The following is a 21302-nucleotide window of genomic DNA, read 5'->3' as shown; positions in this document are numbered from 1 at the left end:
CTTGTGGTGGTCACAAGCAAAGCGCGTTTTGGGGATACGGCGCCTTCAAGTAGGATTTAGATCCAACATAGGCGATCCCACATGTCCCTGCAATCTCGACACTTGTTCACATTGGTTCTCACTCTTCATCCGGCGCTGGAGCTTGGCAAGACACCGGCCGGAAGCCGCCGCATATTTCCCGTTTCCGGCGGATATTTCCAAGGCGAGAGGCTGAAAGGAGAGGTGTCGCCGCTGATCGGCTCTGATCTCCTGCTGGCACGCGCAGACGGCACGTTTCAGCAAGATGTAAGGCTCTTGCTGATCGCCAATGACGGTGGCCTGATCTTGATGACCTATCGCGGCGTTAGGCGGTCCTCCCAGGCTGTCGACGAGCGCCTCGCTCGCGGCGAAGCGGTTGATGATGCCGAATACTATCTCCGGACAACGCCCTATTTCGAGACAGCCGCCCCACACCACGCCTGGCTCAACCAGATCGTGGCGGTTGCGAAAGGCGGGCGGCGGCCTGGTGGCGTCGAGTATGATGTATTCGAGATTCTTTAGAGCAGTTCGCATTCATTTGGATCTGGCCCCCTCACGAGGCCTTCATCCAGTTGCCTGGACAGCACATACAGTCGGCGTCAGGTTCCGTGACCAACTCCTGCGCCCTATCACAAGGCCTGAGCGACCGCACCAAAGCCCTCGAAAAATCTGGCCAAAGCCTCCGCAGTATCCTCTGGATATTCCTCCGGAAAAAAATGTCCGCCAGGCATGGCGTGACCTTCTACCCGATCACTCCATTGGCGCCAGAGCGCCAATGGCCCCCCATCTGAGGCGTACCATTTCTCAAGGGGACCGTTCGCGCTCCAGAGTGCCAGCACCGGGCAGTGAACTCCGCGGGCAGTGAACTCCGCGACTTGCGGTTCGATCTTCTGCATCGTGCTCTCGATCGATAGTCGCAGCTGCTCGATATTCCTCGCAGATCGCGTGAATATGGTCCGGATCGCTCAGCGCGTGAACATAAGCACGTTTGATTTGAGGCGGGAAGGCCGCCGTGGTGGATCCCCAACCCTCTAGTGCGTTGTCGATAACTGCCTCGGGCGCGGCGCTGATGAGCCGTTCCGGGAACGGCGCCGATTGCCCGAGCAGGCTCCAGGGCCAGAATGCTAGCGCGAAAGGGTCGTCCGCACGGTCCCAAGCGTCGGAAGTGGGAACGATGTCGAGAACGGCCAACTTCTCGATTTGACTCGGGTAGTCCAGTGCCATTCGATACGCCACACGGCCGCCCCGGCCGTGGCCACAGACCTTGAAACCGGCAAATCCGATCTTTGCCATCAACTTGATCATGTCTTTCGCCATCGCACGCTTTGAGTAGGCGAAAGGGTCAGCAACAGCTGAAGGACAACTGCTGGCACCATAGCCCCTCAGATCGGCGCAGACGACGGTGAACTTGGACGCAGCAGCGGAGCAATATCTCGCCACATGAGGTATGTTTCGGGAAAGCCGTGCAGGAGCAGCAACGGCGGGCCGTCGCCGGTAACCGTGGCGAATATCGAGGCATCGCATAGTGCGAACAACTCTCCATATATTCGAACTGTCATTGTCGTCTCACCTTAAGATTGGACCCATGTTTGACGTTCCGTTCAAACATCATGACGTGGTGAAACGTTGTCAGTTGTGGCTCGCAGAGAACTCTGCCCGTCAGATTCTCGAGTATGGACACATATAGCTGGCTTTGCCGCCCGCGGCCGCATTGCGCATACGGGTATAGGCAATGATGCGAGCGGCCCTAACTCCGGGCTTTGGCGCCTAACATCTAATGCGTCTTCGAAGAGGCATTTCGACCCAACGGCCGCGAGCCGGATCCCGACAGGGCGACATACCCAAGACGTCCCTTCGTGCCAGGATGCTCTAGACGACGAGAACATGGCGTTAGGAGCGCCAATTTAGCCACTTGGCCGGGTGCAGAGCCCGTCGATGTAGAAGTCCAGGTGCCGATGGGCAATGGCCCGTTCCTCGCTCACGGGCAGTCCAATCGAAAGTGGCCTTGCAAAGTGAATCATCGCGAAGACAATGTCGCGCTCAGCCAGACCGCTGCGAAGTCGGCCATCCTGAAAGGTGCGTTTAACGAGAGACTTCAGGAGCGCCTCTGCCCGATTGCGAAGGTCGGTCGACACGCCTGCCCGTCAACTCGAGGAAACGGCCGCCAAAGTGGTGCTTGAGAGCATCCGCGAAGGAAACCCCATCACCCCCACGACCATCACCAAGGCTTCGCTCGTCGTGCGCGGTTCGACTGGGCAAGTTCTGGCGAAACGTCGCATGACCAGCACGGTGGCATCGATCTTCATTGTGTCTGTGCGGCGTCATCGTCGCCCCGCCAAGGCATGATTGTCAGCCTAGTCGTTGGCCAACTCTCCCGAAACTCCATTGAGATATGCCGTCAGTTTCAAGCCGTCATGCCAGCTGTCCTCGGTGACTTTTCCCAGCAGCTCGGCCGGTACCTTCCACCCCGGATCGACACCGTCCATGTTGGGAAGTTCGTGGGCAATGCCCTTGTGGCAGTCGATACAGGTTGCCTTGCCCGCCAGGAGATAGCGCGTGTGGATCTCGCCGGCGCGCTTGGTCTGTTTCGTCAGATCCATCGCGATCGACGAGTGGCAGTTCCGGCATTCCAGGCTGTCATTGGCTTTCAGTCGAGCCCACTCGTGCTGCGCCAGCTCAAGTCGTTTATCGAGGAATTTCTCACGGGTGTTGATTGTGCCGAAGATCTTGCCCCATACCTCCTTTGACGCCTGCATCTTGCGGGCAATTTTGTCGGTCCACCGATGCGGAACGTGGCAATCCGGGCAGGAAGCCCGCACGCCGGAGCGATTTGAGAAGTGCACCGTGCTGGTCAGTTCCTGATAGACGTTCGTCTTCATTTCGTGGCAGCCCGTGCAGAAGGCTTCCGTATTGGTGACTTCCAGGGCCGTGTTGAATGCACCCCAGAAGATGACGCCGCCGACGAAGCCGCCAAGGGTCAGAAAGCCAAGACTTAAGGTCGCGGCAGGTGTGCTCAGAATGCGCCAAGCCCAGAGGATGATTGCTTTGACCGTGCTGATCATTGCCCGGATCCCGCCGGTTTGAAGCCCAGTTCGCTCATATCCTTGAAGGTGTTATCGACCAACGGGCGGGCATCGGCCTGGGGCACATGACAAGCCGTGCAGAAATAGCGGCGAGGCGAGACGTCCGCCAGCATCTGGCCCTCCCGGTTCATGTAATGGGTCACGCTGATCATTGGTGCGCCCGAGCCCTCGGTCAGCTCTCTCTTGTGACACGACATGCAGCGGTTCGTGTTCACCGAAAGCTGATAGCCTTCGATCGAATGCGGAATGATCGGCGGCTGGTCCGGATAGTTGCGCATCTTGCGGATATCATCGACGACCCAGCGGGGAAGGGGCTCGCTCTTGGTATTCTCCATGGGATTTGGCCGGCCGGACAGCTGCGGGACTGTCTGCGCGAGCACGACCGTGCCCGTCAGAAGACTAAGGCCGAGCGCCGCGATCGTCCATGTACGCCGGACCATTAGGCGACGGAGAGGATTTTGACTGCGCATTTTTTGAAATCCGTCTGTTTGGAGATGGGATCGGTAGCATCCAGCGTAACCTTGTTGATCAGCTGGCTGGCGTCGAACCACGGGACGAAGATTACGCCAGGCGGCATGCGGTTACGCCCGCGGATGTCCACCCTGCTGATGATCTCGCCGCGCCGCGACTGGATTTTCACCTGGGCCCCCTGGTTGATCCCAAGCCGGCGCGCGTCATCACCGTTCATGAAGCAGCGGGCGCCCGGGAATGCCTTGTAAAGCTCGGGCACACGCATGGTCATCGAGCCGGAATGCCAGTGTTCGAGCACCCGCCCGGTGACCAGCCAGAAATTGAACTCCTCGTCGGGGCTTTCCGCCGGAGGCTCGTAGGGGGCCGCAAGGATGACGGCGCGCCCGTCCTTCTGGCCGTAGAACTTCAAGCCTTCACCGGCCTTGACGTAGGGGTCGTAGCCTTCGCGATAACGCCATTTCGTCTCCTTGCCGTCGACGACCGGCCAACGCAGGCCACGCACTTGGTGATAGAGGTCGTACGGGCCAAGGTCGTGGCCATGGCCTCGCCCGAAGCTGGCATATTCCTCGAACAGGCCCTTCTGGAGGTAGAAACCGAATGCCTTGGCCTCGCGGTTTTCATAGTCCGGCGAGATTTCGGCGACCGGGAATTTGTCCACCTGACCGTTCTGGAACAGCACCTCATACAGGGTCTTGCCCTTGTAGTCGGGATTCTGGTCGAGAATTTCCTGCGGCCATACCTCTTCGGTCCTGAAGCGCTTGGAAAACTCGACCAGTTGCCAGAGATCGGAACGGGCTTCGCCCGGTGCGTTGACGAGTTGATGCCAGACATGCGTGCGGCGCTCGGCATTGCCATAGGCGCCTTCCTTTTCAACCCACATGGCGGCCGGCAGAATAAGATCGGCGGTCATGGCGGTGACGGTCGGATAGGCATCCGAGACAACGATGAAGTTGTCCGGGTTGCGATATCCTTTGTACGCCTCGTTACTGTTGTTGGCTGCCGCCTGCATGTTGTTGTTCACCTGAACCCAATAAAAGTTCAGCTTGCCGTCATGCAGCATGCGGTCCTGCTGGACGGCATGGTATCCGGGCTTTTCCGGGATGATGCCGTGCGGGATCTTCCACAATTCCTCGGCATGCTTGCGATGTTCCGGGTTGGTCACCGTCATGTCGGCCGGCAGCCGGTGGGCGAACGTGCCGACCTCGCGGGCGGTGCCGCAGGCGGAAGGCTGACCGGTCAGCGAGAAGGGGCTGTTGCCTGGCTCGGAAATTTTCCCGGTCAGCAGATGGATGTTGTAGACCATCTGGTTCGCCCAGACGCCCCGGACGTGCTGGTTGAAGCCCATGGTCCAAAGCGACATGACCTTGATTTTAGGATCGGCGTAGAGTTCAGCCAACTGTTCCAGGAAGGCCTTGTCGACGCCGGACAGGTCGGCGACCTTGTCGAGCGTGTATTCCGAAACGTGCTTCTTGAACGCTTCGAAATCGATCGGGGTCATATCGGCAGCCGTTGCCGCGCCGGTCGCCTTCACCTCCAGCGGATTCTCCGCACGCAGGCCGTAACCGATGTCGGTCGTAGCCTTCATGAACTTGGTGTTCTTGTCGATGAATTCCTGGTTGACCCGGCCTTTCTGGATGATGTGATTGGCTATGTAGTTGAGGATCGCAAGATCCGTTCCTGGCTTGAAGATCAGCGGTATGTCGGCCAGGTCCATGCTGCGATGAGTGAAGGTCGATAGCACCGCGACTTTGACATGCTCATGGCCCAGCCGCCGGTCCGCAACGCGGGTCCAGAGGATCGGATGCATCTCGGCCATGTTCGAGCCCCACAGCACGAAGGCGTCGGCATGTTCGAAGTCATCGTAGCATCCCATCGGTTCGTCCATGCCGAAGGTGCGCATGAAGCCGTAGGCCGCTGACGCCATGCAGTGGCGCGCGTTGGGGTCGAGGTTGTTGGACCGGAAGCCGGCGCGCATCAGTTTGGTGGCGGCATAGCCTTCGAAGATCGTCCACTGGCCTGAGCCGAACATGCCAACGGCGGTCGGGCCTTTTTCCTTCAACGTCTTTTTGGCCTTTTCGGCCATGATGTCGAAGGCTTCTTCCCAGGTGACCGGTTCGAATTCGCCTTCCTTGTCGAATACACCGTTCCGCTTGCGTAGAAGCGGCGTCGTCAGACGATCCTTGCCGTACATGATCTTTGACAGGAAGTAGCCTTTCACGCAGTTGAGGCCGCGATTGACCTCCGCCTCCATGTCGCCATGCGTTGCAACGACATGGTTTTCCTTGACACCGACCATGACGCCGCAGCCGGTGCCGCAGAAGCGACAAGGCGCCTTGGACCATTTGATTTCCAGCGCCGTGACACCGCCAGGAACCGACTGTGCCGCAGCCGGCAGGGCGATGCCGGCGGTCGATGCCGCGATCGCAGCAGCCTGCGCTTTCAGCACATCACGCCGCGTGAGTTCTGCCGTCATCCGACATCTCCTTCTCTGAAATTGTCTGCTCGAAAACCATGTGGGCGGCGATAACGTCGTCCATCGCCGAAATCCGTATCAACGTTTCGCCAAGGAACCCGGAACTGGGGCCTTCGATGACGATGACGATCTTGCCGCCGCCTGTAGCATGCACCTCGACGCCTTCGATCCCGGCAAGGGTGGCGGACATGGCCTGAACCGCTTCCGGCCGCGTAACGACCACCGCGCTTGAAATGTGATAATGGATTTCAGGCATGGGCAGCCTCCACCGTGCGGACTGTCATGGTGATGGACTGAGTAGGGCAGACTGAAACGCATGCGCCGCAACCGGTGCAGGCGTCAGCGTCCAGGACAGGCACGAAAGGGCCGCCCAGCCGCGGTTTGAATCGAATCGCCATGATTGAACAGGCATCGCGACAGGCCTGGCAGTCGACGTAATTCACGGCGAGGCAGGTGTCTGCAAGGAAGGCGTGATGGGCGAATGCGGTCGCGGGTTCAGGCGGGAAAACCCGCTCCGGACATCGTTTCGAGCACTCGCCGCAGAATGTGCACTCGCCCGCGTTGAAATCGACGGTCGGCACGCCATCTCGCATGCCGATGATCTTCGCAGGACAGGCGTCGGCGCATTCGCCGCAACCTGAACAGTGAGCAATGGATGTAGCCGTTACCCCCGGCGGATAGTAACCTTGCCTTGGGCGCAGGCCTCCGCCGGTTAAAAAGGCGCGACGTGTAGTGGCGACTTCAGCCATGCCTATCACTCCGCCGAATTCGGCCGTGCCGGCGTGATGTCGTGCGGGCCGGGCGGGCCGTAGACGATCTGGTAGGCCCAGACCATGAAGCCATAACTCGCGACGGTTCCAACAGCCACGACCGGCCAGATGGCGAAGGCCAGAACCACGAAGGTGAGCAGTTCGCGTCGCCGTTTCGAGCGGAAGTCCGCTCTGTCATTCGATCCGATCGCCTCCAAGACACGTCTCCCTAAAATGTCTTACGCCCACGCACCGAAAAATGCCTCAGACGTCCACAAGCTCAACATTCAAACGCTTCCCGACAGACCGCGCCACTTTGTCCAGCATATCGAGCGATACTGCGACATGGTTCGGGTCGAGGACCCGGTTGATCTGGCTACGACTGGTGTGCAGGCGGCTCGCGATCGCCGACTTGCTGATCGCCCTGCCTTTGCGGGCCGATTCGAGCTGTAGTGCGAGCACGCGCTTGATCGCCGCTCCATAAACCTCTTCTCGTTCGCCCGTTATATCGAGATATTCCTCGAGGGTTCCGCCTGCTGCAGTATTGGCTTTCTCTGCCATCAAACATCCTCGCTTTCCATCGAGCCAAGACCCCTGCGCCGATAGTCCTGCAGTCGTCTGCTCGCCACATCTTCGCCGTCGTTTTCCCCGCACTCGCCGTGCAGGAGCAGCATTGTTTCGGCCTGGATGGCGAAATACGTGCGCGCTTCCATTCGTCCGTGCCTGACGTTGGATCTGAGCCGGAAGACACCCCTGCCGAGAACCTCGTGTTCAGGGACATGCAGGGGCCACCCAAATTCCACCGACGCAACGTCTATCCCGATGGTTTTTCGATCCAAACTGTCCATTGTCGAAAGCCAATCCCGAACGGGTTCCTCACCGGACATTGTCCTGTAGAAACGCGCAACAAGTCGCCTCATTTTCATCCCCTGTACCGTAAAAGGTTCAGCATGGCAAAAGAATTTCCGGTCACGACCTCGTCGTGTCTGATGTGATGTGGATCGATGCATGATCTCGGGCGTGCTTCAGCTACCCCGGCCCGTGGTTCAAGATGGGCTTCCCGGCTTGGCAAAGAAACCGAGCGACCGCAGAGAAGGGCATCGGGTAAAAGATCGAGTAACCGTCAAGACAACATTCCCAGCTCTCCTAAACCTGAATGTTCCTTTCTTGTGCCATGCCGCTGATCGCCCCTGTTTGCGGTAGCGCAAACGGTGGCTCGAAAAACAATATATCGAATGACGCTTGGACGCGGCCGCCGTCGTCCCCGGCATCGGTTTCTCTATGGAGAGCCGGTTTTAGGATCAAAATCGCGTTGGCCCGGTCGCCGCTGGCATCTTAATCAAGGGAGACAATCATGCAGGCCACTCATCAGGGCTTCCGGATCACCGCGATCGTCTATCCAACCGGGGCGGACTTCGAGGTTTTTGCGGGAGAAATCACGGAAATGATGTCCGTTCTGGGCATGCGGTTGGCCGGACTTGTTCAACATCGTGAGCAGAAGCCCGGTCGCGCAAAATGCGATATGTCCGTAAGGGATCTGGCGACTGGTGCACTCCACCGGATATCCGACGATCGTGGTCTTTATGCCAGAGGTTGCGTCCTGAATTCAGAGCGGCTCCTGAACGCGTGCACGGCGGCTGAAGCGGGCCTTTCGCCGCAAGCCGATCTGCTCGTCCTCTCCAAATTCGGAAAGGCTGAGGTTGAAGGCGGCGGCTTCAGGTCGCTGATGGTCAAGGCGCTCGATCTATCGGTTCCGGTTCTAATCGGCGTCCCCGCGATCAATCTGGTTCCGTTTCGTGCGTTCGCGGGCGACCTCGCGCGAGAAATCGAACTGTCGGAACTTCCATCCGATCGACAGGTGGCGGCCGAGTATTTGCGAACAACATGCAGGCCGGTAGATGAGGCGATGTGGGCAAGAGCATGAGAGTCAGGTGATGGATGATATCGCGGTCGTGCGCGTATTGCACGTTCTTGCCATCATCCACTGGATCGGAGGGTTGGCCTTCGTAACGCTAATCGTTCTCCCGATGTCCCGATCACGAGGAACGGTCGAGCAAGCCTGGTCTCTTTTCGAGAATATAGAGCGGCGTTTTTCGCAACAGGTGCGCATCTCGATCCCGCTTTCGGGCGCAACCGGTATCTGGATGACCTACAGGATGGACATCTGGGATCGATTTGCCGATCCGGAGTACTGGTGGATGACGGCGATGTTCGGACTGTGGCTGGCATTCATGCTAATCGTCAAAAGCCCAGTTGAGTGCCGAAACGGTGATCGCGATTGCTGTGCCCGGCCAGATCATCAGCATCGGATGGTCGAAGATGAAGACGCGGTATTCGAAGACCATCGCACCCCAATCCGGCTGCGAGGGATCCGCACCGAGACCGATGAACGCGAGCGAGGCATAGGCCACCACCGCCAAGCCCGCCTGGTTTCCAACATAGGCAAACATCAAGGGCAGCGTATTCGGAAGCAGATGACGGGAAATCATCCCGAATGACGAGACGCCGAGGCTTTGTGCCGCGAGAATGAAGGGTTGGCCCAGCACCCGCTTGCTCAGCGTATGGGCGAGCAGCGCATGCGGCCCGACACCGGCAAGACCGAGTGCCAGGGCGGCGCTGAGCGGCGAAAGGCCGAAGATCGCCGCTGCCGTCAAAGCCACGACCAGCGTCGGCACCATGATGAAGAATTCACAAGAGCGCAGGATGAGCGTTTCGCGCCAGGTCCCGAGAACGGCAGCGGCGGTGCCGAGAAACGTGCCGACCGTGAACCCGGTCAGACCGACGGCAAGGATGACGCAGGTCGTCCGCCAGCCACCTGCCATGATGCGGGACAGAACATCACGGCCGAGGTGGTCGGTCCCAAGCAGATGGCTTGCCGTCATGCCTGAATGACGGGCGAGGATATCCACGGCATCCGGATCATATGGCTGCCAAAACCCACCGAGGACCAGGAAGACGGCAAGTACCGCAAGCAGGCAATATCGGACCATCAGGCGAGACGCGGATCGAGGAAGCGCATTGCGAGATAGGCGCCGCGATTCATGACGAGCATCCAGAGGACGATGACCATGACGTAAGCCTGCAGCACCATCTGGTCGCGGGCGGCGATGCTCTGCACGAGGAATTGGCTGATGCCGGGCAGACCGAAGAGAATTTCCATCGTCGCCGTGCTGCCGATTACCCAGCCGGCTTCGGATCGCACAGCAGCCAGCAGAGCATACAGTGCTCCGCAACGTCCGTGCCGCCACAGCGCCTGGCGCTCCGAAAGGCCCTTGGCGAGTGCCGTGCGGAAATAGGGCTGGGTTGCGGTCTCCATCAGGTCACGCCGATAGACCCGTGCGAGGACCGCGACGAAATGCAGGGCGATCAGCAGGATCGGCAGGACCGCGGCCGTCCAATCCTGGGCGAGGAGCCTGATCCAGCGAAGCTGCACGCCGAGCACCCATAGCACGACAAGGCCGAGCCAAAATCCCGGCACGGCCTGAACGAAAACGGAGAGGGTCCGGCTAAACCGATCGGCGACGCCTTTGGGATGGGCGGCGGCGAAGAAGCCGAGCGGGATTGCGAAGACGATGGCAAGCGCCAACCCCGCAATACCCAGCGAAAGCGAGATGGGCAGGCGCTCCAGGAATTCACCGAGCACGGGCTCTCCCGTGCGGAACGAGCGGCCCCAATCTCCCGTTAGGAAACGCGTAAGCCAATCGCAATAACGAAACAGCAGGGGTTGATCGAGCCCCCATTCCGCTCGCAGCGCAGCGACGGTTTCATCCGTCGCCGGCAGGTTCCAGACACGAATGGCGATCGCGACCGGATCGGCCGGCATCGAATTGATGACGGTGAAAGACGCCAGCGAAATCACCAACATACCGGTGATGGATTGGATCCCGAGCCGAACCGGATGCATGTCTATCTCACTTTGCCTCGCCTATATCGGCCCGCAGAACGTGGTAGTCCGAACCCCAAGGTTCGTAATTCTTCAACCGCTTCGACATGCCGACATACCAAACCGGTGAGACGAGGAAGGAAGCCGGTGCATCTGCGAAAAGCCGCGCCTGGGCATCCAGCGCGATCGCGACGCGTTTCGCCGGATCGCCTTCGGCTGCGAAGCGATTGAGGATCGCGTCGAAATCCGGTGAAGCATATTTCGCGTAGTTAAGCGAAGCACCGCTTCTCAGCATCGAGTTCAGGAAAAAGGCGGCGTCGCCGCTCGGGGCGGTATGCTGCGCCCAGAGCGCGATATCGAAATCACCAGCGGCTGCGACCTGCGAAATGTTCTCGACCACCTGTGTGTCGACCGCAATGCCGATCCTCGCGAGTTCAGCCTTCACGACCGGAAGCATGGTCACGAGGTCGGGACGCTGAGGATAGGTAATCGCAAGGAGGCGAAGCGGTCTGCCGTCCTTTTCGAGTATCCCGCTCGCACCCTTCGTCCAACCTGCCGCATCGAGAAGCGCCGCTGCCTTGGCAAGGTCCGTTGGTCGGGCTTGCCTGCCCGCGAACGGGAAATAGGAGGCAAAGGCGCCGGTTGCCGGCTCGCCGCCGCTGATCGCGGCCGACAGTTCCTTGCGGTCGAAAGCGAAATCCAGGGCCTGGCGCACCTTCACGTCGCCGAGCAGCGGGCGCGTGGTGTTGAAAAACGCGAGATACTGATAACCGACGGGGAACGACTTGATGGTGAGTTCCGGATTCGCCTTCAGGCGAGTCACCGCTTCCGACGGGAGGCCGAAAGCGAGGTCCAGTTCGCCCGATTCCAGCGCCAGCGTCATCGTCTGTGCTTCGCCGAATTTGCGGAACTCGACCGGCGAGCGTTTTTCCGAGGCAGCGAAATAGGCGTTCGGTTCGAGCTTGATCGACGCATCCGTCTTGAAGCCGGCGATCTTGTAGGGGCCGGTGAACACGGCATTGCCGTTGCCAACCGGCTTGTAGGCAATCAGCGGCCATTCGGCGAACAGCGACTGGATGAGTGGAACCGGCTTCTCGGTCGTGACCTTGAGAGTCAGGTCGCCGGCCGCTTCGAAGCTTAGCTTGCCGCCTGTGGCGAGCGCCGCCTTGTTGTTGGCGAAGGTGTTGTCGAAACCCGCCGCGAGCGTCTTGGCGGTGACCGGCGTTCCATCGGAGAACCTCCGGTAGGCCTTCAGCGTGATCGTCCAAGTCAGATCGCCGGTACGTTCTGCCTTTTCCGCAAGTTCGGGAACAAGTTTGCCTTCCTTGTCGACGGTGAAGAGGTTTTCGCCGACACCATGGCTGGTCAGCGCCCAGCCGTTCGATGCCCTGGCCGGATCGGTGCCGCTGGTGATATATGTCGCGCCGATCCGCAACGGCTCGGCCGCAACAGCAGCGGATGCGACGACGAATACCGAGGCGGCCAGCAAGGCCGCCGTGGGGCCGGATAGGATTTTCGAAGGCAAGTCTCTCTCCTTAGTCTTGTTTTAACGCACGCGAAGTCGCTGCTTGCGGCCAGTCGGGTGATAGGCAAAGTCCTCGACGACATGGCCGCCGAGCAGATGTTCTGTGATGATCCGGTCGACCGCCTCTTCGGTGACGCCGCCGCAATAAGTGCCCTCGGGAAAGACCTGCAGGACCGGCGCCAGACCACAGGGACCGAGGCAGGTGGATTTGACCGTCATCGTGCCGTCGCCGACCACACGCAGATTGCGGCGTTCCTGCTGGTTGCGGATGTGGTTCCAGATGGCGTCGGCACCGGCGCTGTTGCAGGCTCCGCCTTCGCAAACGAGGACACGCCGTTTCTGTGGTGGGATCAACGAACCCTCGGCAGAGAATTTCCGCCCGGGTGTTTCTGCTAGCGCCTCTGTCGTTTTAAGCAGATCGCCAAGAAGCGGAGCCATCAGCGGGCTGGATGCAATGTCCCTTGTGATCGACAGGGCCGGCCACGGCCGCTCGGCCAAAGCCTTCCACCGCTTCAGGGATCTCGTCAGCCAGATATGAAAGCTCGGCTCCATGGGCAGGACGAGTGGTACGATCACGACGGCATCGACATCCTGGTCCAACAGGCTCGACAAGGCCTCGCGGAGGGATGGCGTGCCCTGTTCGGTAAATGCGAAACGGACTTTGGCACCAGGGTGAAACACCGCGATGCGATGGGCCAGGCGTTGCATTTCGAGATGCGGCGAAGCCGCAAACGCGGACTTGGCGATCAGCAGGATCGCACGCCTCGATATCGTGTCGGTGAGGTTGTCGTCCTTGCCCACTGCCTCAATCTCTATCACTTGCGAGGAGGCAGCAAAAATGACGGCGCGATCGGGCGCGAGCCCAAAAGCACCTTCATTCCTGTGGCACACCCCGACCACGGAAATCCCAAACGTCAGGCAGGTCTCCTGGCTTACGGGTCAAAGCCTTGATCGTCCGTCTTCCCGGCATTCTCTGCCAGTGACATGTTGGACGAACGGCTCGCCGTTCACAGTTGCGGGACAGCTCCGGGTTTACACCGGATTCCCTCTTAGCTTCCGTCGCAGAGACGGAAGAACCTTGACGGCGCAGACCGTATACTGCCGTAGCCGGGTGTCAACCAGCCATCGGATGGCACACGGTCACGCTGGCTGACGATCCCGACGCGCCTCTTCACCTCGGCTCCACCGGCAAGATCCTGAAGCGGCGCTTTTAGACCATAATTGTGGAGACGATGCAGGATTCGGGAAGCACTGGACCGCTGATCGACGATCGCAGCCGGCGGCAGGAGGCCCGGTTCGTCAGTTTCAGGCCGTCAGCCAAGGCGTGCGGTATCGTCATTTCAAAGCGAATTGGTCGGAATCGGAAGCGGAATTCCCGGATTCCGACCGTGGTTCCCGCGATGTCAGTGTGCTAAGCCGGAACCGCCGACCGCGACGACCGAGAAGGGCTTCCCTTGCACGGCGATCGTTCGGGTCTCTTTTAGGGTTTGCGCATCGACAATCCGGACAAGCGAATGCCTGGGATCAGTTATGGCAATATGCCCATCGGCCACCGCCAGGCGAGGACGTGGATCGCGCCAATGGCCATCCTTGCTATAGGGCTCGGTGATCTTTGCCTTGCGGACGATTCCGCCCTTGACCACGTCGAGCACATGGAGGTCGCCATCTTCCGTGAGGATGTAAGCGTTGCGGGGCATCGCGGGATCGACAAGGAAATCGATCCGGCGGGTTGGCAACTCGATCAGCCGGAACGGGTGCTCGTTATCGGGATCAATCAGAACGACCTTGTCCTCGCCGTAATTGCCCAGGAAGAACTGCATCGCCTTGCCGCCGAGAAGCGTGCCTGTATAGCCCTTCGGAAATTCGGGCGGATAGGGAAGGATATCGATTTTCGGTCCGTCGATTCCTCCGGGCCGGGCAACGAGCACACCCTCCTTGCATCCGAACGCGACAAGACGAGCTGAGGTCGCTTCGCCGTGAAGGTCCGTGCATTTGCTGATTTCGCCGACTTGCCTCATGTTCTCATCAATCACGCGAAGGCCGACGCGTGGCGGCAGTTCATTCGGCGTCGTTTCCACTTCAGCGTTCGGCGCCGAGACAAGTACATGGCGACCCATCGCAACGGCCACTCCGTGATGGGGTTTAGTCGTGTCGACGGTTCGGACCTCGGCTTCGCCTTTGAGAAGAGCCATCTCGTCGATAACGTCGGCCTTGCCGCCAAGGTCGTAAAATACGATCACGTGATCGTCGTGCGGAACCACATGTCCCGGCCGCTTGTCTTCGAAGCTGACGGGCAGAAGGGCTGGATCGGAAACGTCAAGGTCACGATGCTCGCCGTGATCGGAGAAGTCGATGCCGGTCTTTATGACATGGACGATATCGGCTTCGCTCTGGGCGACGAACACCGTCCGGCCCGACGCACTCGCCGTCAAAGCGGCATGACCCTTTACATTGTAGCGGCCGAGTTCCCTGCCGTCGGAAAAATCGATGGCTCGGACAACCGGATGAGTATGATCGGCGATGAAGAGACGCCAAGCCTCCTTCGTTTCCTTATCTTCATCCGCTATGGCGCCAGTGCCAACGAGAAAAAAAGTTGCAGCCACAACGGCTATGATGCGTGCACGGGGGTGAACTGGTCTCATTGGGTTCCTTCCGTTGTTGTTAGGTTTTCCACGAACGACGTACTGCCGCTGCATAGCGCCCGGCGGTCAATCGTGCGATCAATAATGTTATTACGTTACATTCATCAAGGATGTAATAACATTACATAGGCATGAGTTGTCAATCTCCTGGGGCGGCACGAACAAGGTTTGGTTGGAACTCGAAAAATCCCATGCGCATTGCAGAATGTCGGCAGGATAGAAGATCCGGTCGTCGTTGCACTGTTCGTGCGGATCGGCAAGACCAAGCTCCTCGACAACCGGATGATCGCGAAAGAGGCGCGAGTGTGGGACAGGAGAGGCGCGATGAGTGCCGCGGGCTCCGCCACACGCTTAAACCCCAGTCGTATCCGGGCGATGAAGGGTGGAACGCCGATCGTATGCCTGACCGCCATACAACGCCGATGGTGCGGTTCGTTGATGAACATTGCGATCTCCTGCTTGTCGGAGATTCCCTCGGCATGGTGCTTTACGGTCTGGACAGCACCGTGGGGGTGACGCTCGACGTGATGATTGCGCACGGCAGGGCGGTGATGCGAGGTGTCGGCAAATCCTGCGTGGTCGTCGATATGCCATTTGGAAGCTACCAGGAATCCAAGGAGCTGGCCTATCGCAATGCTGTGCGCATTCTCCAGGAAACCGGATGCGATGCGGTCGAACTTGAAGGTGGTGAGGAAATGGCCGAGACCATTTCCTTCCTCACTTCTCGGGGCGTCCTCGTTCTTGTTCACATTGGCCTGATGCCCCAGCAGGTTCATATTGCGGGCCCGATACCGGTCCGTCGGTCATTCCGACGAAGAGGTTGCGAAGATCAGGCGTGACGCCGAGGCCGTCAGAAACTCAGGAGCCTTCGCGGTTGTCATTGAGGGTAGGGTCGAGACCTTCGCCCGGGAGGTAACGGGACTATCCCGGTTCCGACAATCGGGATCGGTGCTTCAGCAGCCTGCGACGGCCAGATCCTGATATCTGACGACATGCTCGGTCTGTTCAACGACTTCGCACCACGCTTCGTCAAACGGTATGACGAACTCGGGAATAGGATTGGGGCCGCGGCTGGGGGCTATGCGGAAGAGGTGCGCTCACGAGCGTTTCCCCGCAACGAACGTACATTCAAGCGACGGTCGTGACCGGATGCTCATGAACAGCCTTGAGGTCCTGCAACTTGTTGCACGAGTTCCTCGTCCGGGAAGGCCTCAGAAAGGGACACGCTGGTATTCGACTGCCGTCGTTTCCGGAATGTGCCGCCAAAAGGGCCATCGCATCGATGGATCACGCAATCACTCAGTCCCTTTTGTTTGAGGTGCGCGTGCGGACGTCTTCCTAATCTAGGTCGGCCTCCAAAAAGCTCTCCGTTTGAGCATCATACCTGCCGACCGATCGCTTCCTGAAAGTCAGAAGCGGAAGGCAATCAGGCCGATGGCAGGAAGACGGAAATCAGCATGCGCAGGTTCGTCCGCCATACATTTAGGCAGGTGACAAAATCGCGGGCATTGAACAGGTTATCAAGCTCTTGGTGAACGTCCCACCGTCGATCAGCCATCACGCCGAATGTTAATCTACCGTCAGAACATCAAACACTTTCAGCATCAGCATCGCTGATCGCCTTGCCGAGCGCGGCTGCGTTTTTCCAAGCGCTTCCTCGTCCATTTCGCGAGCAGCCATCGCGAATGCGGCTCCTTCGGATGTTACGATCTCTCGGGCCCGTTCGATTGCCCCCAGGGCGAAATCACTACGGGTGCTTATTTTCACGGTTTTCATGTTTTCTCTGTCTTGCTTGGGCCCAAAGCTCATAACGAACTGTCCGACGATACAGCCTTGGCATCTTCAAGCTCACGGCATCAACGGCCGGCTTGGTCTTTCCTCCAATACATCGAGCGCATTTTAATGTTTTGCCACACCCTAAAATGAGGGGTGACAGAATGCAACCCAAGTTTGTACTTGATTGAGCCGAATGCCTCGCGACGGCGGACGTCATGCGTGTGATTTTGGGGTATTAATGAAGGTTCCCGACCATCGCGATCGCCTTCGCGAGAAATATCAAAACTGTGGCGAAGCCGCGCTGGACGATTTTGATATCCTTGAGCTTCTTCTTTTTCACGCCACTCCTGAGCGAAATACCAAGATGCTCGCCACAGGATTGCTTGAACGCTTCGGCACGCTCGCCGGCGTCTTTAGTGCGCCCGTCGCCTTGCTGCAGGAGGTCAACGGCGTCAGCAAGGCGATCGCGTTGGAATTGAAGTTCATAGGGATAGCTGGCCAGCGTATGCTCAAAAACGAGATGCGTAGCAAGAAAGTCTTCAGCTCTTCATCGACGGTCATCGATTATTGTCGCGCAGCGATGGCGTACGAACCCCGAGCAGTTGCGCGTGCTATTCCTGAACAAGCGCAATATGCTGATCGCCGACGAAGTACAGGGACATGGCACTGTCGATCACGCGCCGGTTTATCCGCGCGAAGTGATGCGGCGGGCGCTCGAACTTTCGGCAACCGGCGTCATCCTCGTCCACAATCACCCGAGCGGTGACCCTACGCCATCGAATTCTGATTTCGATATGACAAAGAGAATAATTGGCGCCTCCAAGCATTTAGGCATCGCCGTGTATGATCATATCATCGTCGGTAAGGACGCCATGTCAGCCCAAAGAGACTGAGCGTGATCTGATCCCTGACGGCGGAAAGGGAGCGAGAAGAGGGCCGCATCTGTATCTAAGGCCGAACGGGATCGCGGGCTACGGAGCGGCGGCGCACCAGCGGCAGGCGTCTTCCCGTTAGACTCCACGATCATCACGGTCATTCTCATGCCCTCCGAAAACCCAAGTGGTCATCCGTGCGGCCAGGCGAATTTCGAAATATCTGCGGAGGCGACATCTTCCACAACGAAGGATCTTCCTGAACACGTGTTTCGGGATCCACGCCGCGGTTGCGGGCTACGACCGCTCCGCTTCCACCTTGCTGGATGCTTCCAGCTAAGGAGGAAAATGCCCTCATAAAGCCCTCGCCTGAACCACGCACGTTGCCCGTCCATCAAAACAGGCGCATTAGCCTGAATGTGCAATTGAGAAATCTTTTTTAGTTAATACTAAATTATCAATGTGGTGTGAGATTTAACATTCGACCGACAAGACGGTCATTCAGGTCGCTTTCAATGGAGACCCGCATGAGACGCCCGAGCATCAAGCAATTCCTGGTTCTAAAGCTATCCATCCTCAGCATTTCCGTCGTCGTTCTGTCCTACGTCTCGCTGAGCACGATCTCCACGATCAGTTCCCACACGGAGCAGATCGGAAGCTTCTGGATGCAGCGGCTTGTGACGGCGCGCGAGATCAAGGACAGTTTCCTCAGCCTGGAATTGGCCTATTCTGGCGCGCTCGTCGAGACGACTGGCGACGAGCAGAGCGCCGGAAAGCAAAAAATCGACAAGGCTACCGCAGCTCTCGACAAGGTTGTTGCCGAATATGACAACGGTGTCCGTACAGAGCGTGGCCGTGAACTGATCAATCAAATCAAGCCGGAACTTGCCAAGTTCCGTCAGTTGGCGCAGCAGATGCTGGCGTTGCAGACCAGCGGCAAATCGGCCGAGGCAGTGCGGTTCTTCAAGGAAAAGATGGCGCCGCAGTCCGGGATCGTGGACGTCCGCGTCGCTGATCTCGTCGGTTTTATTCTTGATCAGGCGGAGAGTTTTGTAGCCACGAGCAGTGCTTCGGCGAAGTCGGCCTTCACGTTGACGGCGATGATTGCCTCGCTTGCTGTGATCGTCGCCGCGGCGGGCATGCTGTTCGCAGTTTTGGGAATCGCCGGGCCGATCCGAACTATCGCATCCGCAATGGGACGGTTGTCTTCGGGAGACCTCGATAGCCATATACCCTACGCCGGTCGTGCGGATGAAATCGGCGAAATGGCCGGCGCCGTCGAGGTCTTCCGACATAACGCCCTCAATCTCGTCAAGCTGGAAAGAGAAGCCGCCGCAACGCGCACCGAAGCTGAAGCCGCGCGCGCAGCGGCTGAACAGCAGGCTGAGCGCGAGGCGGAGCAGTTGCGCTTCGCGACAACGACGCTGGGTGGAGGGCTAAGGCGCCTAGCCGCAGGCGATATATCCTTCCAGCTTTGCGAACAATTTGCGACCAAATACGAAGTGCTGCGCGAGGACTTCAACGCTTCACTGCGCCAACTGGAGACAACGATTGGCGCTGTGCTTCAGACGGTACACAGCATAGATAATGGTACCAGCGAAATTGCATCGGGCGCTCAGGATCTGTCGAAGCGCACCGAGCAGCAAGCAGCGTGTCTCGAAGAGACGGCGGCCGCCCTGGACGAGATCACCTCGACCGTATCGACCGCGTCCAAACGTACCGATGAAGCGCGTCACGTGGCGAGGGAAGCCGATGCCAGCGCGCAGCGGTCAGCGGCCGTTGTATCGGAGGCGGAGCAGGCGATGCGGCGCATCGAGAACAGCTCCCAACAGATATCGAACATCATCGGAGTGATCGACGAAATCGCCTTCCAGACCAATCTCTTGGCGTTGAATGCGGGCGTCGAGGCGGCCCGCGCAGGCGAGGCAGGCAAGGGTTTCGCGGTCGTAGCCCAAGAGGTCCGGGAGCTTGCGCAGCGCGCCGCGCAAGCGGCCAAAGAGATCAAAGGGCTCATTCAGCAGTCCTCTGCCGAAGTGGAAATCGGGGTGAAACTTGTTCTCCAAACCGGAGCGTCGCTCAAATCAATCGGTGATTATGTCGCGCAGATCAATCAGGTCATGGATGCCATCGCGACGGCGGCACGCGAGCAGTCGACCGGACTTGCTGAAATCAACATCGCCGTCAACCAGATGGATCAGTCGACACAACAGAATGCGGCGATGGTCGAACAATCAACCGCCGCCGCCGCGTCACTGTCATCAGAAGCGGGCCGCCTGCGCGAGCTGGTCAGCCAGTTTCAGCTTCAAGGCGCCTCCAGCCGAGCGAACGTTCCTGGGCGGAGCCCGCAATCGGTAGGAAACAACGTAGTCGTCGATCCGGTTGCTGCACGCCGTATCGCTCGGCGATAACCTAGAAAAGCCAAAATCGATCGTGACCTCGGCGCGACTGCACCAGCCAGGCTTGGGTTGAGGTCGACGACAATGCCCCACGACCACCTGTTTACTTCGCTGGTGGAAAACTGCTGACAGTCCGTTCACATCCCTTTCAAGGCGAAGACGTCGATTTGAATCGCCCGATCCGGAAATCTTCGATCGGTGTCTCCGTTTTGCCACCCGTAATCAGTTCGGCCATCACGTCGCCGACGCCCGGGCCGAGTTGGAAGCCGTGACCGCAAAAGCCGAAGGCGTGGAAAAGACCTGCAGTCGTCGCGGAAGCTCCCATGACCGGGAGCCCGTCCTCGATATAACCTTCGCAACCGGACCAGGTGCGGATGACGGACACATTGGCAAGCGCCGGCAGGATCGGCAGGAGAGATCGTAACTGGCCCGGCAGGCGGGCTGGGTCCGCTTTGGCATGGCCGGTCTCAAGCGGGACGTCCGTGCGCTCGGCTCCGCCGCCGAAAACGATATTGCCGCGCTCGACCTGGCGCAGATAGCCGCCGCCGTGATCATGCGCCCAGACGCCGACAACCGGCAGGATGCGATGCGGCAGTGGCTCCGTCACGCCCATCTGCGGACCTCGAGCGCGGATCGGTACCGTTTCACCGAACTGCGCCGATATCCGCGCCCCCCAGGCGCCGGCGGTGTTGAGCAGCATGGCGGCGGCATGAATGCCAGCGGAGGTCTCCACCTCGAAACCGTAGGCGCTCTTGCGGATCGCCTTCACGTCGACTTCCTCGACGATCCTGGCGCCGTTGCGTCTTGCCGCATCGGCGAAGGCCGGCGCGATCAGCCGCGGATTGCCGCTGCCGTCCTGCGGCGAAAAGGATGCGCCAATTGCCTCCGGCCCGAGAAGGGGAAAACGGTCACGCAGCTCCTTCTGTGTCAGTTCTTCCAGATCTAGCCCCCAAGGACGAGCGGCGGCGGAAAACGTTTTCATTTCCTCCTGCCCCTTTTCGGTGAACACCAGCCGGACATGCCCCGTCGCGCGAAACTCCACGTCCCGCCCCAGCATCTCATGGGCCTTGTTCCAGATGTCCAAAGAACGCCGGGCAAGTGGAAGCTGTGGCAGGTAACGACCGCTGCGACGGATATTACCGAAGGAGGCAACCGTTGCGCCGCTGCCGACGCGGTTCCGTTCTATCAGCGTCACATCCGCGCCGCGCCGGGCTAGAAAATACGCCGAAGCGCTTCCCATCAGGCCGCCACCGAGCACGATCACATCCATTCGGCTGCCCCCGCGATATCTGTCATGAGGGCTACCATTCAGGTCCGCGCATACAGTGTCAAAGTCGAGAACCTCGACCGCCCATAAGTCCCGCCTATGGGATGCGTCAAATGAAGCATAAGCGCCACTTATGGGCTTCCGCCG

General features: G+C 59.2%; 19 protein-coding genes, 2 pseudogenes and 1 riboswitch. Of the genes and pseudogenes, 5 read left to right on the top strand and 16 right to left on the bottom strand.

The window, feature by feature from the left end:
* Positions 1-81: 81 nt before the first annotated feature.
* On the top strand, positions 82-540 hold the full coding sequence (locus tag J2X76_RS25290) for a DUF3237 domain-containing protein (RefSeq protein WP_310220240.1): 459 nt from the start codon (positions 82-84) through the stop codon (positions 538-540).
* Between the two features lie 282 nt (positions 541-822).
* On the opposite strand, the gene J2X76_RS25285 is transcribed toward J2X76_RS25290, so the two are convergent.
* The 9 genes from J2X76_RS25285 to J2X76_RS25245 form a co-directional block, all read right to left on the bottom strand.
* Positions 823-1542 (bottom strand): alpha/beta hydrolase, encoded by a 720-nt coding sequence (locus tag J2X76_RS25285; protein WP_405030085.1) that lies wholly within the window; start codon positions 1540-1542, stop codon positions 823-825.
* An 830-nt stretch (positions 1543-2372) separates the two neighbouring features.
* Positions 2373-3080, bottom strand: a complete 708-nt coding sequence (locus tag J2X76_RS25280; RefSeq protein WP_405030084.1) for a NapC/NirT family cytochrome c — start codon at positions 3078-3080, stop codon at positions 2373-2375.
* The gene (locus J2X76_RS25275) at positions 3077-3571 is read right to left on the bottom strand and encodes a nitrate reductase cytochrome c-type subunit (protein ID WP_310220239.1); all 495 of its coding nucleotides are present in this window, start codon (positions 3569-3571) and stop codon (positions 3077-3079) included. Before J2X76_RS25275 ends, J2X76_RS25280 begins: the two co-directional genes overlap by 4 nt.
* Entirely contained in the window at positions 3541-6045 is a 2505-nt protein-coding gene (napA, locus tag J2X76_RS25270) for a periplasmic nitrate reductase subunit alpha (RefSeq protein WP_310220238.1), read from the bottom strand. Before napA ends, J2X76_RS25275 begins: the two co-directional genes overlap by 31 nt.
* The gene (locus J2X76_RS25265) at positions 6020-6301 is read right to left on the bottom strand and encodes a chaperone NapD (RefSeq protein WP_310220236.1); all 282 of its coding nucleotides are present in this window, start codon (positions 6299-6301) and stop codon (positions 6020-6022) included. The genes napA and J2X76_RS25265 overlap by 26 nt, the downstream gene beginning before the upstream one ends.
* Positions 6294-6794: a ferredoxin-type protein NapF gene (napF, locus tag J2X76_RS25260; RefSeq protein ID WP_310220235.1), complete on the bottom strand. Its 501-nt coding sequence runs from the start codon at positions 6792-6794 to the stop codon at positions 6294-6296. The genes J2X76_RS25265 and napF overlap by 8 nt, the downstream gene beginning before the upstream one ends.
* Positions 6795-6799: 5 nt before the next feature.
* Entirely contained in the window at positions 6800-7012 is a 213-nt protein-coding gene (gene napE, locus J2X76_RS25255) for a periplasmic nitrate reductase, NapE protein (protein WP_113131650.1), read from the bottom strand.
* A 46-nt stretch (positions 7013-7058) separates the two neighbouring features.
* Complete coding sequence (locus tag J2X76_RS25250; protein WP_310220234.1) at positions 7059-7355, bottom strand: Fis family transcriptional regulator; 297 nt, start codon at positions 7353-7355, stop codon at positions 7059-7061.
* Positions 7355-7507, bottom strand: coding sequence for a hypothetical protein (locus J2X76_RS25245; protein WP_310220233.1), 153 nt, complete (start codon positions 7505-7507; stop codon positions 7355-7357). Before J2X76_RS25245 ends, J2X76_RS25250 begins: the two co-directional genes overlap by 1 nt.
* 641 nt (positions 7508-8148) lie before the next feature.
* Here J2X76_RS25245 and J2X76_RS25240 point away from each other — a divergent pair.
* Positions 8149-8718, top strand: a complete 570-nt coding sequence (locus J2X76_RS25240) for a DUF2478 domain-containing protein (protein ID WP_310220232.1) — start codon at positions 8149-8151, stop codon at positions 8716-8718.
* Positions 8719-9028: 310 nt separating this feature from the next.
* Here the strand turns inward: J2X76_RS25240 and J2X76_RS25235 are convergent, their stop codons facing one another.
* From J2X76_RS25235 to aztD, 5 genes are all read right to left on the bottom strand, one after another.
* Complete coding sequence (locus J2X76_RS25235; protein ID WP_310220231.1) at positions 9029-9703, bottom strand: ABC transporter permease; 675 nt, start codon at positions 9701-9703, stop codon at positions 9029-9031.
* An 80-nt stretch (positions 9704-9783) separates the two neighbouring features.
* On the bottom strand, positions 9784-10698 hold the full coding sequence (locus J2X76_RS25230) for an ABC transporter permease (RefSeq protein ID WP_310220230.1): 915 nt from the start codon (positions 10696-10698) through the stop codon (positions 9784-9786).
* 7 nt (positions 10699-10705) lie between these two features.
* Positions 10706-12202: an ABC transporter substrate-binding protein gene (locus J2X76_RS25225; RefSeq protein WP_310220229.1), complete on the bottom strand. Its 1497-nt coding sequence runs from the start codon at positions 12200-12202 to the stop codon at positions 10706-10708.
* A 21-nt stretch (positions 12203-12223) separates the two neighbouring features.
* Positions 12224-13003, bottom strand: a complete 780-nt coding sequence (locus tag J2X76_RS25220) for a (2Fe-2S) ferredoxin domain-containing protein (RefSeq protein WP_310220228.1) — start codon at positions 13001-13003, stop codon at positions 12224-12226.
* Between the two features lie 98 nt (positions 13004-13101).
* Positions 13102-13298, bottom strand: a riboswitch (cobalamin riboswitch).
* A 307-nt stretch (positions 13299-13605) separates the two neighbouring features.
* Positions 13606-14844, bottom strand: a complete 1239-nt coding sequence (gene aztD / locus J2X76_RS25215; protein WP_310220225.1) for a zinc metallochaperone AztD — start codon at positions 14842-14844, stop codon at positions 13606-13608.
* A gap of 131 nt (positions 14845-14975) precedes the next feature.
* Between aztD and J2X76_RS25205 the strand changes: the two are divergent.
* Positions 14976-15989, top strand: a pseudogene (locus J2X76_RS25205) (3-methyl-2-oxobutanoate hydroxymethyltransferase).
* Between the two features lie 424 nt (positions 15990-16413).
* Here the strand turns inward: J2X76_RS25205 and J2X76_RS25200 are convergent.
* Complete coding sequence (locus J2X76_RS25200) at positions 16414-16620, bottom strand: hypothetical protein (RefSeq protein WP_310220223.1); 207 nt, start codon at positions 16618-16620, stop codon at positions 16414-16416.
* A 253-nt stretch (positions 16621-16873) separates the two neighbouring features.
* Between J2X76_RS25200 and radC the strand changes: the two are divergent.
* Both radC and J2X76_RS25190 read left to right on the top strand, forming a co-directional pair.
* Positions 16874-17524 (top strand): annotated as a pseudogene (gene radC, locus J2X76_RS25195) (DNA repair protein RadC); the annotation flags it as partial.
* A 495-nt stretch (positions 17525-18019) separates the two neighbouring features.
* Complete coding sequence (locus J2X76_RS25190; protein ID WP_310220221.1) at positions 18020-19900, top strand: methyl-accepting chemotaxis protein; 1881 nt, start codon at positions 18020-18022, stop codon at positions 19898-19900.
* Between the two features lie 136 nt (positions 19901-20036).
* Here J2X76_RS25190 and J2X76_RS25185 read toward each other — a convergent pair whose 3' ends face one another.
* Positions 20037-21158 (bottom strand): FAD-binding oxidoreductase, encoded by a 1122-nt coding sequence (locus J2X76_RS25185; RefSeq protein WP_310220220.1) that lies wholly within the window; start codon positions 21156-21158, stop codon positions 20037-20039.
* Between the last annotated feature and the right edge of the window lie 144 nt (positions 21159-21302).

Source organism: Neorhizobium sp. 2083 (genome assembly GCF_031455615.1).
Lineage (GTDB): Bacteria > Pseudomonadota > Alphaproteobacteria > Rhizobiales > Rhizobiaceae > Neorhizobium.
Note: the sequence above shows the minus strand (reverse complement) of the source record. Positions and strands in the feature narration are given on the sequence as shown.

Excerpts from the sequence above, each read along its gene's own strand:
- J2X76_RS25250 (WP_310220234.1), bottom strand. The coding sequence starts at position 7,355 with ATGGCAGAGAAAGCCAATACTGCAGCAGGCGGAACCCTCGAGGAATAT.
- J2X76_RS25290 (WP_310220240.1), top strand. The coding sequence starts at position 82 with ATGTCCCTGCAATCTCGACACTTGTTCACATTGGTTCTCACTCTTCAT.
- J2X76_RS25245 (WP_310220233.1), bottom strand. The coding sequence starts at position 7,507 with ATGGAAGCGCGCACGTATTTCGCCATCCAGGCCGAAACAATGCTGCTC.
- J2X76_RS25265 (WP_310220236.1), bottom strand. The coding sequence starts at position 6,301 with ATGCCTGAAATCCATTATCACATTTCAAGCGCGGTGGTCGTTACGCGG.
- J2X76_RS25240 (WP_310220232.1), top strand. The coding sequence starts at position 8,149 with ATGCAGGCCACTCATCAGGGCTTCCGGATCACCGCGATCGTCTATCCA.
- J2X76_RS25285 (WP_405030085.1), bottom strand. The coding sequence starts at position 1,542 with ATGCGATGCCTCGATATTCGCCACGGTTACCGGCGACGGCCCGCCGTT.
- J2X76_RS25280 (WP_405030084.1), bottom strand. The coding sequence starts at position 3,080 with ATGATCAGCACGGTCAAAGCAATCATCCTCTGGGCTTGGCGCATTCTG.
- J2X76_RS25275 (WP_310220239.1), bottom strand. The coding sequence starts at position 3,571 with ATGCGCAGTCAAAATCCTCTCCGTCGCCTAATGGTCCGGCGTACATGG.
- J2X76_RS25190 (WP_310220221.1), top strand. The coding sequence starts at position 18,020 with ATGAGACGCCCGAGCATCAAGCAATTCCTGGTTCTAAAGCTATCCATC.
- napA (WP_310220238.1), bottom strand. The coding sequence starts at position 6,045 with ATGACGGCAGAACTCACGCGGCGTGATGTGCTGAAAGCGCAGGCTGCT.
- aztD (WP_310220225.1), bottom strand. The coding sequence starts at position 14,844 with ATGAGACCAGTTCACCCCCGTGCACGCATCATAGCCGTTGTGGCTGCA.
- J2X76_RS25185 (WP_310220220.1), bottom strand. The coding sequence starts at position 21,158 with ATGGATGTGATCGTGCTCGGTGGCGGCCTGATGGGAAGCGCTTCGGCG.
- J2X76_RS25230 (WP_310220230.1), bottom strand. The coding sequence starts at position 10,698 with ATGCATCCGGTTCGGCTCGGGATCCAATCCATCACCGGTATGTTGGTG.
- napF (WP_310220235.1), bottom strand. The coding sequence starts at position 6,794 with ATGGCTGAAGTCGCCACTACACGTCGCGCCTTTTTAACCGGCGGAGGC.
- J2X76_RS25200 (WP_310220223.1), bottom strand. The coding sequence starts at position 16,620 with ATGAAAACCGTGAAAATAAGCACCCGTAGTGATTTCGCCCTGGGGGCA.